At 30.5% G+C, this 13139-nt stretch carries 10 protein-coding genes and 1 tRNA gene; 9 read left to right on the top strand and 2 right to left on the bottom strand.

Annotated elements, in window-relative coordinates:
* Positions 1-119: 119 nt before the first annotated feature.
* A complete protein-coding gene (locus ACSYT2_RS12650) occupies positions 120-530 on the top strand; it encodes a universal stress protein (protein WP_430855584.1) in 411 nt (136 codons plus the stop codon).
* 118 nt (positions 531-648) lie between these two features.
* Positions 649-1638 (top strand): Gfo/Idh/MocA family protein, encoded by a 990-nt coding sequence (locus ACSYT2_RS12645; RefSeq protein WP_438384898.1) that lies wholly within the window; start codon positions 649-651, stop codon positions 1636-1638.
* Between the two features lie 166 nt (positions 1639-1804).
* Here the strand turns inward: ACSYT2_RS12645 and ACSYT2_RS12640 are convergent, their stop codons facing one another.
* Positions 1805-2872 carry an NAD(P)H-dependent flavin oxidoreductase gene (locus ACSYT2_RS12640; RefSeq protein ID WP_438384897.1) on the bottom strand — a complete coding sequence of 356 codons (1068 nt, stop codon included), beginning with the start codon at positions 2870-2872 and terminating at the stop codon, positions 1805-1807.
* 162 nt (positions 2873-3034) lie between these two features.
* On the opposite strand from ACSYT2_RS12640, the gene ACSYT2_RS12635 reads away from it, so the two are divergent.
* From ACSYT2_RS12635 to ACSYT2_RS12620, 4 genes are all read left to right on the top strand, one after another.
* A tRNA-Trp gene (locus ACSYT2_RS12635) sits at positions 3035-3109 on the top strand.
* Between the two features lie 145 nt (positions 3110-3254).
* The gene (locus ACSYT2_RS12630; protein WP_430855581.1) at positions 3255-4403 is read left to right on the top strand and encodes a GH25 family lysozyme; all 1149 of its coding nucleotides are present in this window, start codon (positions 3255-3257) and stop codon (positions 4401-4403) included.
* Between the two features lie 131 nt (positions 4404-4534).
* Positions 4535-4717 carry an alpha/beta-type small acid-soluble spore protein gene (locus ACSYT2_RS12625; protein WP_430855580.1) on the top strand — a complete coding sequence of 61 codons (183 nt, stop codon included), beginning with the start codon at positions 4535-4537 and terminating at the stop codon, positions 4715-4717.
* Between the two features lie 271 nt (positions 4718-4988).
* Complete coding sequence (locus ACSYT2_RS12620; protein ID WP_430855579.1) at positions 4989-5597, top strand: copper homeostasis protein CutC; 609 nt, start codon at positions 4989-4991, stop codon at positions 5595-5597.
* A gap of 69 nt (positions 5598-5666) precedes the next feature.
* Here ACSYT2_RS12620 and ACSYT2_RS12615 read toward each other — a convergent pair whose 3' ends face one another.
* Positions 5667-6950, bottom strand: coding sequence for a glycosyl hydrolase family 18 protein (locus tag ACSYT2_RS12615; RefSeq protein ID WP_438384896.1), 1284 nt, complete (start codon positions 6948-6950; stop codon positions 5667-5669).
* Between the two features lie 225 nt (positions 6951-7175).
* Between ACSYT2_RS12615 and ACSYT2_RS12610 the strand changes: the two genes are divergently transcribed.
* The 3 genes from ACSYT2_RS12610 to ACSYT2_RS12600 all read left to right on the top strand — a co-directional run bounded on the left by ACSYT2_RS12610 (position 7176) and on the right by ACSYT2_RS12600 (position 13104).
* Complete coding sequence (locus tag ACSYT2_RS12610; protein ID WP_438384895.1) at positions 7176-8309, top strand: metallophosphoesterase family protein; 1134 nt, start codon at positions 7176-7178, stop codon at positions 8307-8309.
* Complete coding sequence (locus ACSYT2_RS12605; protein ID WP_438384894.1) at positions 8299-11016, top strand: AAA family ATPase; 2718 nt, start codon at positions 8299-8301, stop codon at positions 11014-11016. Before ACSYT2_RS12610 ends, ACSYT2_RS12605 begins: the two co-directional genes overlap by 11 nt.
* 153 nt (positions 11017-11169) lie before the next feature.
* Positions 11170-13104, top strand: coding sequence for a glucosaminidase domain-containing protein (locus ACSYT2_RS12600; RefSeq protein WP_438384893.1), 1935 nt, complete (start codon positions 11170-11172; stop codon positions 13102-13104).
* Positions 13105-13139 lie beyond the last annotated feature (35 nt).

Genomic DNA, 13139 nt, shown 5'->3' with positions numbered 1-13139 from the left:
TTATGGTCTTATATTTTAGCTTATAGAGTTTTCCTAAACATAGTAGGGAAATTGTCTAAAAAAGAGGAATTTTGATGTTTAATATAGAATTATTAATATAAAGAAGGGAGAGATGTAAAATGAGTAAAAAGAAGATATTAGTACCAGTTGATGGAACAGAGAGGAGTATGCATTCACTAGAATTTATTAAAGGATTATTTAATAAAGAAGAAGTGGAAATTACATTAATGAATGTTAAAGAATTAGTATTTGTTAATGGAATGGCAGTTGCAGAAGAACTTAAGACTTCAGAAGTTATTGGAAATAATATATTAGAAAAGGCTGCAGAGACAGTTAAAGATTACTCAGTAAACAGATACTTCACTTTTGGATATGCAGGAGATGAAATTTTAAGAAAAGCAAAAGAAGATGATATCCAAGTAATAGTAATGACAAAGTCAACTAAAAAGGGATTAACTAGAATGATAGGCTCAGTAACAGCACATGTAGTTAAGGGTGCTAAGTGTATTGTAATGATTGTACCAGAATAAATAATAAACTCTACGCTTTTGGCGTAGAGTTTATTTAATATATTTTATAAATGAATATATTAAGGGAGATATTATGATAAGATAGGATAAATATAAACTGAAAAAGAGGTGTGTATAAATGGGTAAAAAAATTAGATTTGGTATTGTTGGTACTAGTGCAATTACTGAATGGTTTTTAAATGGAGCAGCTAAGGTAAATGATTTTGAGTTAGTTGCTGTATATTCAAGAAATATAGAAAAAGCTAGGGAGTTTGGAAAGAAATATGGAGCTAGATTGTTTTTCAGTGATTTAGATGAAATGTCTAAATCTAAGGAAATAGATGCAGTATATATAGCATCACCAAATTCATTACATGCAAAACAGGCAATTATATGTATGAATAATAAAAAGCATGTACTAAGCGAAAAGGCGTTTGCATCTAATACAGTAGAAGCTAGAAAAATGATAGATGCTGCTAATATAAATAATGTTTTATTAATGGAAGCCATGAAAACAACTATGTTACCAAACTTTAATATCATAAAAAATAACCTTCATAAGATAGGAAAGATTAGAAGGTACTTCGCCAGTTATTGTCAATATTCATCAAGATATGATAAATATAAATCAGGAATAATAGAGAATGCATTTAAGCCAGAACTATCAAATGGAGCATTGATGGATATTGGTGTATATTGTATATATCCTATGGTAGCCTTATTTGGTAAGCCACAATCAATTAAAGCACAATCATATATGCTAGAAACAGGAGTAGATGGAGAAGGATCAATATTATTTAATTATGGTGATTTTGACGGTGTTATCCAGTACTCTAAGATAGCAAATTCCTATTTACCATCTGAAATCCAAGGGGAAGAGGGAAGTATTTTAATTGAGAAAATAAATACCTTGAAAAAAGTTACAATCATATATAGAGATGGTAGTGAAGAAATTATATCTCAGGAGCAAGAAGATGATGATATGTGTTATGAGATTCAGGAGTTTATAAGTCTTATCCAAAATAATGTTAAAGAATCACAGGTTAATTCACATTATAATTCTTTAAAAGTTATAGAAATTATGGAGGAAGCAAGAAAACAAATTGGGTTAGTGTACCTAGCAGACTAGATTTAATTAGGGTACCGTAAAATTTAAGTATATATAAAATAAGAACAAGGACCCTCATATTTCTTGCAAGGCTACCTCTCGAAGAGTTAGCAGACCTGAAAAGACATATGAGAGTCCTTGTTCTAGATTACATAACATTTATAGTTTAGTACGTCCTTTAAATATGTTATGCATTCATAATTTCAGTTTTAAGTTCTTTCATTAGAGAATCAACGGTTGTAATAGAATTAATTCTAGAAGCATTTTCACCACAGAAAACTAATCCTTCACTAATATTTCCTTTAACAGCATTAATAAGAGCCTTACTAATACAGTATGGAGTATCAGCAGGATTACATGGAGTTAAGCAATTATAACATTTAGTAACCTTAATTGGACCTTCTTTAGTACGGTTAACGAATGGATTTAATATTGCTCTTCCGGGCATTCCAACAGGACTTTTTACAATGACAACATCTTCTTTTTTTGCATTAATATATGCTTCCTTAAATTCCATAGCCGCATCACATTCTTCAGTTGCAACAAATCTTGTAGCCATTTGAACACCGTTAGCACCAAGACTTAAATACTTCGCGATATCATTACCATCAAAGACACCGCCAGCAACTATTACAGGAATATCTTTATTGTATTTAACACTATATTTTTTAACTTCTTCAATTATATCAGTTATAGTTTTATCAAAGTTGTCTATTTCAATTTCTATTTTATCTGCATGAAACCCTAAATGTCCACCAGCTTTTGGACCTTCTATAACTACCATATCAGCAGTAACATTATCACGTTTATCCCAAAGTTTTAAAAGAACTTTAGTTCCTTTTAAGGAAGATACAATAGGTGCTATTTTAACTTTTGAATCTGCAACTAGCTTTGGTAGCATAGTAGGTAGTCCAGCACCAGAAATAATAATATCAATTCCAGCCTCAACTGCAGTCTTAACATGTTCGGCATAGGCTTTTGTAGCAACCATTATATTTACGCCTAAGATACCGTTATGACACTTTTCTTTAGCTAAACGGATTTCTTCTTTAAGAGCCTTTAGATTGCAGGCTAATGCATTATTTTCAAAGTTTTTTTCTCTATAACCTATTTGTGCAGCAGATATAACACCAATTCCACCAGCGTTTGTTACTGCAGAAGCTAGATTTGATAAAGATACACCTATTCCCATACCACCTTGAACTATAGGAAGTGGTGCAACAAGTTCCCCAATTTTTAAAGATTTAAATTTCATATCTCGTTACCCTCACTTTCTTTTGACAGTAAAATAGTTTGACTATCAAAATATATTATCATTATAAAGTAACTTCAATCAGGATACAATAGTTTTATAAAAATTATTTTTATAATGATAGTTGACAGGTAATCCTTATCATGTTACAATTAATCTCGTCTTAGGGGTATGGCTCAACGGTAGAGTAGTGGTCTCCAAAACCATTGGTTGTGGGTTCAAATCCTACTGCCCCTGCCAGATAAAGGTCTTAGCATAGTTGCTAAGATCTTTTTTATTTTCATAAAAATATATAATTTGGAAATTTTTCATTTAGTTTAATAAATAGTGTAGAAAAAAGTGATACTTAAACATATTTTATTATAGAAAGGATGTGTTTAAGTATATGCAAAGTAGAAGTTCATCCAATTACGACGGCATAGATGTGAGCAATTGGCAGGGGAATATAGACTTTGTACAAGTTAAAAATAGTGGTATAAAAGTTGTTTATATGAAAACTTCCGAAGGTGTAAGCTTTGTAGATAAATTTTTCTCACAAAATTATCAAAATGCAAAGGCACAAGGATTAGATGTAGGGTTTTATCATTTTTTCAGAGGAAATCTAGATCCAATAGCTCAAGCAAATCATTTCGTAAATACTATAGGAAATAGGGTGCCAGATTGTAAATTAGCAATAGATCTTGAAAGTGCTGATGGTATGGGAAAAGTAGAATTAACATCAAGGGCTTTACAATTTATTGATGAGGTTAAGAGATTAACAGGTAAAGATTTGGTTGTATACACTTACACCTATTTCGCAAATTCAAATATAGATACTAGATTAGGAGTATACCCACTTTGGATAGCTCATTATGGAGTATCTGCTCCAGGGTCAAACCCTATATGGAATGATTGGGTAGGATTTCAGTATAGTGATAAGGGAAATGTTCCAGGAGTAGCAGGAAACTGTGATATGAATGAGTTTACTGAGGGAATATTTTTAAGTAGAAGTTCTACACCACCAACACCTAAACCTGAAAATCCAAATACTGATATATATATAGTTAAGTCAGGAGATACTTTATCAGGAATAGCATTGAAGTTTGGAACAACTTATCAAGTGTTAGCAAATATCAATGGAATATCAGATCCTAATAAAATATATGTAGGTCAACAAATTAAAGTTCCAAGTGGATCAGGATCAGTGAATCCATCAGGAAGTATTATGGTTGGTTCAAGGGTAAGAGTAATAGGAGATTATTATGCTACAGGACAAGCGGTGCCTAGCTGGGTTAAATCAAATATTTATACTGTAATGCAGATTAATGGGAATGAAGCATTATTGCAAGAAATAATGAGTTGGGTTTATACTAGAGATCTGGTTTTAGTATCTGGTGTAGGTTCATCAACCGTAACTATATATACTGTAAAACCAGGTGATACTCTATCTGGTATAGCTACTAAGTTTGGAACAACCTATCAAAAAATTGCTCAGCTAAATGGAATATCAAATCCTAATAAAATTTATGTTGGTCAAAAATTAAAAATAAGTTAGGTCAAAGTTGGAATAACTTCCTTAAATTAAAAAGAATATATAAAGGTTATATGGACAATATAATAGTGTAGGATGATTCAATAGAAATGTTGAATATCCTATAATTAGCCGTAAGCTAAGGAGGGATCGTTATGTCAAATAAAGCATTAGTTCCTGAATCTAAAAATGGATTAAACAGATTCAAAAACGAAGTGGCACAGGAGTTAGGAGTTCCATTCTCAGATTATAATGGAGACTTATCTTCAAGACAATGTGGTTCCGTAGGTGGCGAAATGGTCAAAAGAATGGTAGAAGAATACGAAAGTAAGTTATAGTAAACACCTACTAGAATCTTACTTGGCAGGAGGATATCATTATGGAGATTACACCACCAGAATGTTAACTTAAAAAACGTATTTTAACTACCGGGAGGATGATAGTAATCATCCTCCTTCTTTTTATTTGATAGAAAACTATAATTATCAAAATATTATGTTAACTATTAGTTTAATATTTTAAAAAATAAATATTAATGTACATAATATTTATTATTATGTTATTTTATAAATGATAACGTTAACTTATAATTTTACGGAGGAAGAACTTATGAAGATTTTTGAAGTATGTGTTGGAAGTTATAAAGATGCAATTATAGCGGCAGAAAAGGGAGCTAGCAGAATTGAATTATGTGATAATTTAAAGGAAGATGGGACAACTCCTAGTGCGGGAACTATTAAAATGGCAGTTGAGAAACTAAATATTCCAGTAATGGTTATTATAAGACCTAGAGGTGGAGAGTTTACGTTCTCTAAAGATGAAGTTGAAATAATGAAGGAAGATATTGAACTATGTAAAGATTTTGGAGCCTATGGAGTAGTTATTGGGGCAATTAAGGATGGTAGAGTAGATAGAGAAGTAACTAGGGAGTTAGTAGAATTAGCTAAGCCAATGAGTGTTACATTCCATATGGCATTTGATGAAATAGAAGATAAAAAAGTTGCTATAGATGAGTTAGTTGAACTTGGCGTAGATAGAATCCTAACTAAGGGTGGAGCTAGTAATGCTATGGAAGGAAAAGATAATTTAAAAGAGTTAGTTGAGTATTCAAATGGTAGAATATCTATAATGCCTGGTAAAGGTGTAAATACTGAAAATAGAGAATTCTTACTTGAGTATACTGGTGCTAGTGAAATACATGGAACAAAAGTAGTTTAAAGTTGAATATTAATTAGCTATAGTTAATTAATTTTACAAATTATTTAACTATAGCTTTTTTAAGTCTGATTATTTTATTGTTTCATAAATAGCATTTATTAGACTCTTATCATTATCTGTTGTATCTTGTGAAATTTCCCATATCATAATTCCAGATACATTATCCTTAGCCCATTCAGTTTTTTTCTTAATAGTATCAATTCCATTATAATAGGCTTCTTTACCATCAATGGTAGCTTTATCTTTTCTATAAGCAGAATTATCAGCCTTTAATATATCTTCGTAAGATGCCCAACTAGGTCTTCCATAGAAAGGCACACCTAAAACAACTTTACTAGCAGGTAGTTTACGAGTTTTCCTCCAATAATTTGCTGAATTAACTGCAAAGTCGTAAGAAGAATGTCTATCCCCATCACCACCATCATAAGCCATAACATTGATCCAATCTAAAGTATCTAAAGCAGAATCTAAATGACCAGCAGCATCCCAACTAATAACGCCATCAGCATTAACACCGGCTTGAACGGCAGCTGTAAGTAATTTATCTTTTTTCTTTAATCCTTCTTTAAGGTATTTAAGTAAACTAGCATATTGATTTTTAGAATTACCATCAGTTCTTGGATGTTCCCAATCCATATCAACACCATCAAATCCATATTTATCAACTGTAGAAATAATACTATTAGCTAACTTTTTACATTTTGAATCTGAATCTGTGGCAGCAATAAAGGTATTTTCAAGAGGTGAACCATTATATTCCCAGCCCCCTACTGCAAGCAATACTTTAACACCATTACTGTGACCTTTTTTTATTATTTTTTTTGCTAAGTCAGGATTATCTAAATCCTTTATTGTTCCATCGCTATTAGGAATAGCAAAGGAATAATTTATGTGAGTAAGCTTGCTATATTGTATTTCTTTTTCTTTATTAGGTTTCCATTCAGGAAAATATCCAACAACTTTAAAATCACTATTAGACAGATTTTCAGTAGATGGGCTTTCAATATCATCATCATCATTAAATTTAATGTTAACATCAGCATCACCAATAAGAGTCCATGCAGTTGATGAATTAGATTCAGGAGACTCACCTTGTGTCCACCATTTTGACTCATATATTTTACCATTATATGAAACCTTATCTCCCTTATTATAAGTCGTTGTAGGGTCCCATTCTTTATAAGAGGTTGATTCTCTATTTGCTATTGTATTATCATTTATTATTATAGTTTCTTTTTGGGGAGTTTTATTATTATTAAAATTATTTAATGTAAAAAAAACGCCAGTTGAAAGTAGTGCTATTCCCAATATAAAAAATATAATAAACTTCTTCTTTTTATTTAAAGTCCTCATTTTATCATTCCCCCTCAAATAATCTCAGTAATAATTATATATTAATAAGATTAAAGGAAACAAGGGAATAAAGAAAAATATGTATAATAATACCAATTAATCTAAAAGAAGCGATTATTAAAAATAAAAAGTAGATAAAGGTGGCTAAAATACTTGGATAGACACTTTTTTAAATAAGTAAAATGTGATAAAATGAGAACAAAAGTTCGATGGATAGGTGATAATATGAAAAAGGTTAAGATAGTACATACTGCTGATCTTCATTTTGATACACCTTTTAAGGAAGTTGGAGAAAAGCAAAGTAAAGTTAATAAAGAGGAATTAAAAGAAGTATTTATGAGAATTATCCACATTTGTAAGGCAAAGTCTGTGGATATTTTATTGTTAGCAGGGGATATCTTCGATAATCTTACTTTAAATAGAGAAACATTATATTTTATAGAGAATTCATTTAAAGAATTAGATAATACAAGAGTATTTATTAGTCCGGGAAATCATGATCCTTATGGGAATAATTCATTCTATAAGTTAATTAAGTGGCCTAATAATGTGCACATTTTTAAAGGGGATATTGAGAAGGTATATATTAGTGAATTAGATATTAATGTATGGGGAGCTGGATTTAAAGAAAAATATTTAAGAAGCTCAATACTTAATGGATTTTCAGAGGTGGATAATAGAATAAATTTAATGGTTATTCATGGAGAATTATCAAATTCTCAAGAAGGAAATGAATATAATCCAATTACTATATCAGATATTTCAAATAGTGGAATGGACTATATTGCACTAGGTCATCGTCATGGATTTAGTGGTATTAACAAGGAAGGTTCAACATTCTTTGCTTATAGTGGATGTCCACAAGGCAGAGGTTTTGATGAACTTGGTGATAAGGGAATAATTTATGGTTATGTTTCAAAAGGTGCAGTGGATTTAGATTTTGTAAGAACCTCTAAGAGGAATTACGAGGAAGTAGAGGTTGATATATCTGATAGTTTTGGATATGAAGAGGTTAGGAATAAAATTCTAGAAGCAGTAAAAGAAGAAGATAGAAAAGAAAATTTATATAAATTAATTTTAAAGGGAGAAATTTCTGAGGAATTTAATATAGATGAAGAAATATTAAGGGAAAAGCTTATTAAGGATTTTTACTTTTGTAAGGTTATAGATAAAACAAGGCTTAAGTTAGATCTTGAAGAAATTTCTAGAGGGTATTCGGTTAAGGGAATTTTTGCTAAGAAACTTATGAAGGAATTAGAAGAAGCCGAAACAGAGGCGGATAAAGAGCTAATAATGATGGCACTAAAGGTTGGATTAGCTAGTTTGTCTGAAGATGAGGTGAAGATAGATGATTATTAAAGAACTTAGAATAGATTCCTTTGGAGGCATTGAAAATAAAGTTATTACCTTTGAGAAAGGATTAAATATTATATACGGAGAGAATGAAAAAGGTAAAAGTACTATTGAAGGTTTTATAAAGAGTATGCTTTATGGACTTCCACAAAAGAGAGGGAAAGGTGAAGGTGATAGGAAAAGGTATTTACCCTTTAAGGGAGGTTCAATAAAAGGAACTATTCTTATAGAGCACAAAGGAAGAGAATATATATTACAAAGAACCTTTGGAACAACAAAGAAAGAAGATAGTTCTATAGTAGTAGATGGATTGACAGGAGAAGAGGTTAATGACATAAATCTTGATGAGCCAGGTAAAAGTTTTCTTGGAATTAATAGATCAACCTTTGAAAAAACCCTATTTATAGGCCAACTTGCTGTTGCTTTTACTAAAGATAAAGAAGAAGAAATTATGGATAGAATTACTACTCTATTTGGATGTGGAGAAGATGAAATACCTGCAGCAAGGGCGTTAGAGAAACTTGAGGCAATTAAGAAAGAATTTACTACAACTAGAGGGGTAGGATCCTTAGATATATTAAAAAAGAAATATTCAGATTTACTTGAGGAAAGATATGAGGGATATAATTTAGCAGAAAAAAATCTTCAATGGGAAAACGATCTTCTTTTAGAGAGAGAAAAGAGAGATACATTAAGGGAAGAGATAAGCAAACTTGAAGTATATAAAAAATATTTAAAGAGAATTAACCTTCAAAAAGAATATAAAGACATTACTAATTATCTAAGAAAATCTGAGGAGCTTAAAAGAAGGGAAAAGGAAATTCAAAATGACTTAGGTGGAGATATAATTGATGAAAATTTTATAGATAGCCTTAAAGAAGATAATAGGATTTACTTGAACTTTTTAGATAGAAGTGAGGAGCTTAAGGAAGAGTTAGAAGATTATGAGAAAAAACTAAAGCTGTTAGAGAGAGAAATTGAGGACTATAAATTTATAAATCTATTTGGAGATGATATAAAAGATAAACTTATAGCATTAAAGTATGAACAGCAGACCTTAGGAGAAAAGCTTGAATATATGAATAAAATTAATTCTTCAATTAGCCAAGAAGAAGATGAATTGGCTAGAAGAGGAGAGCTTCTAGGAAATGTAGTTTTAGTAAAAGATATGAAGGATGAAATAGAAGGTGACTTTAGAACATATGAAGAGGCTCTTAGAGAGATTAAGTTTATAGTTGAGAAAAATAAGATAGATAAAAATTTAGATTATAAAATTAAAAAAGAAAAAACTAATAGGATTATTAGTTTTGTAGTAATAGCAATAGGTTCTGGATTATCATTTTTAGGACTTCCTATTCTAATAGTAGGATTACTATTAATTGGAGGAGGAGCTCTAATTACATTTAAAAGTACTTCAGCTTTGAAAGAATTAAATGATAAAAGTAAGGCGAAAGAGGAAATAGATAGATTAAATAAAGATATTAGTGTAATAGAAGAAAGATTAAATGAATATATGATGAAATTAAAAGCAAAGGATTTTAGTGAATTAATGTCTTTATTAAAAAAATATTCATTATATAAAGATTATGAGGATAGAGCTATACTTAGGATTGAAGAAAAGAAAAAAATGATAAATGTAGATGGCTACGATAGTATTAAGAGTAAATTCAAAAAGAATTTAGAGATGATTAATTCATTGAAAAATGTATCTGGATGTATAAATGTTGATGAGGTTCTAGAGAAGATATCTATATATGAAAAGTTGTCAAGAGATATTAATGCATTAGAGTCTGAAGTTGAAAGTAAAAGAAAGAGTTTTATTGTATTAGAAGAAGAGATAGCTGATAGAGAAGGAAAACTTAAAAAGAAGCTTGAAGTAATGGATCTTGATTTGGGGAATTTATTAGATATTGAAGTCTATATTAAGGAGTATAAGGGTAAACTTAAAAAGCGTGACGAAGTTCAGAAAAATCTAATTGCTATGGAGGAAACATATAAAGCTCTTTTAAAAGATAGAGATATAGATGCAATAAAAGAAGAACTTAAAGATATTATCAATGAAGATAATCAATATTCATATCAATCAGAAGATGAAATAGAGATTGAGGAAAAGAAAAAATCAAGTGAACTTATAGAGTGTGAAAAGAATATAAAGGATCTTGAAAATAATATTAGCACAAGGATGATTGGCAAGAGAAGTATTGTTGCTATTGAAGAAGATATTCAAGATGTTGAAGGTGATATCAAAAAGGGTGAGAAAAAAGTTAAAGCACTTGAGATAGCATTAGGAACCCTTAAAGATTCTTTTGGAGAAATCAGGAGAGAGGTTGGGCCAGCGATAAATAGTAAAATAGCTGATAACTTTAAAGGACTTACAAATGGTAAATATGAAGAGGTTAAGCTAGCAGATAACTATGAGATGATGGTTAGAGATAGTAGCAATTTATTTAAGGGAACATATTTAAGTAATGGGGCATGGGATCAATTATATTTGTCACTAAGACTTGCTTTTGTTGAGTTACTATTTGAAGGAGAAGAGTGTCCTATAATTTTAGATGATGCTTTTGTGCAATATGATGATGTTCGTAGGGAGAAGGCTCTTTTGCTTATAGAGGATAAGCTTAAGGGTCAAGGTCTTATATTCACTTGTCAGAAACGAGAACAGGATATTCTTGCTGAGAAGGGGATAGAGGCAAATTTAATTTATTTATAAGGTTATTTAAAGGAGCTATAGGCTCCTTTTTTCTTTGTGTAATAAACTTTTAATATATTTCTTTTATGATTAAACATTGCAAACAGTATTTGGTAGATGTAACATAAAATAGGAATATGGATTATTAAAAAAAGGGAGATGGGTAGTTTATTTATGAAGAAGAAGGTTATATCAACAGTAGTATTAATATCGTTATTACTACCACAGATTTATGTAAGTGCAGCTGATGACAAATATGAAAAAGTTATTACTAAAGAAACAATTTTAGTAAGTGAAGAAGAATCAAATAATATAATGGTTAAAGCTAGAATGAGTACATTTAAACCAGAAGAGTTTAAAGAGGTTACAAAGGAATATGAGACTTTAGTTAAGAAAACAAGTGCTAATTATGAAATTGCTATTGCTAAGAGTGATATGAGTTATATCTATGCAGACAGAGCAGATTCATATAAAGAAGCAGTTGAAAAAGCGGACAAGCTAAGAAAAGAAAATTCTGATTCTGGAATAACTCCAGCTGTTATTAATAATGAAGGTGTTGTTACTTATGCAACAGAATCCATAGGAAGGTTATGGAGATACTATACAAATGAAGAGGCTAAGAAAGAAACAAATTCATTTTTCTATTCAGATCCAGAACTTAAAAATGCATATACTTATATTAATGATGGATATATGAGTGAAGCACCTATAGTAGAAGAGAGGGAGAATGAAGCAAAAGTTCTTATATCAGGATATAAAGGTTGGCTTAATAGAAAAATTGATAGATATGGAACCACTAGTAGTAGGGATTTAATTATTGTTCCTATGAGTCAAGTAAAGAATCCATCTTACTATTTTGTGGAGGATGGTATATTGTATCATTTTATTATTACTAGTATGGATAATCCAGGGGCAACTCAAAGTACAACTATGGTTGGGGTAGCACCTAGTTATTTAGAAAAAGGGAAAAAATACTCAAGTTATGATGGGAAATATTTTTATGAGGGAACGGATATAAGAGATGGATTAACTATTTTAACAAGAGATCTTAAATCAGGTACTAACAAATCAGCTGTTAATCCTAATGATCCATACTACTCTTATTATAAGTACTTACCATTTAGGACAAAAACAGATTATACAGCGTCTGAAATAGATAAGTTCATTTTAGAGGCTATAGACAGGTTGATAGCAGAAGACAAGAATAACAAACATTATGAAAGAAGTAAGTTAAAAGGAATCGGAAAAACTATAATAGATGCTCAAAATAGATATGGTGTTAATGGATTACTAATGCTAGGAGTTGCAATTAATGAATCTGATTGGGGAGTATCAGCTAATGCACAAGATAAAAACAATCTTTTTGGATTAAATGCACAGGATAATAGGCCAGGTGATGCTAGTAAATTCACTAGTATAGAAGATTGTGTTACGGATTTTGCTAAAAATTATATATCAAGAGGTTATGCAGATCCAAGTAACTTCACTTATTATGGGGGATTTTTAGGAGATAAGGCTCTTGGAGCAAATGTTAAATATGCTGCAGATCCTTATTGGTCAGATAAAGCAGTTCATTATGCATTTTTAGCTGATTATAGGATGGCAGGTAATAATATATCTAAAATGAAAGATTATAATTACTATCAATTAGGTATGTACACAGGAACAACTCCAGTTACAGATATAAGTGGAAGTACATTGTATCAGGTTGCTACAGCGCCGAAAACGAATAATTCTAGTCATATTGGATCAGTAGTTGCATTGCTATATGGTTCTACTGAGTTAGTTAATGGGACAAGCTGTTATGAGTTTTATTCAGAAAGAACAACTCCAGTTACAGATGGTAGGTTTAATGGAGAATATGATTGGAGTAAATTAGGATATGCTAAGGCAGATAGCATTAAATTTATAAATACAGGAGAAACCAGGATAGAAAAGGAAGATCTAGATAGGAATAAAATAATAGATACTAAAGATTTAGCTATTTTAGCAAGCTCATATAATATATCAAAAGGACAAAGTGGATGGAATGAAAAGCAGGACTTCAATAGAGATGGTATAGTAGATATATACGATATAGTTAGATTGTCAAAAAAGCTTAAAGCATAAATAAGAATGATCATCATTTTAATGATGGTCATTTT

The organism is Clostridium zhoujianii, assembly GCF_051590805.1.
GTDB lineage: Bacteria > Bacillota > Clostridia > Clostridiales > Clostridiaceae > Clostridium.
The sequence above is the reverse complement of the archived record's forward strand: the minus strand, read 5'-3'. Positions and strand labels throughout refer to the sequence as shown.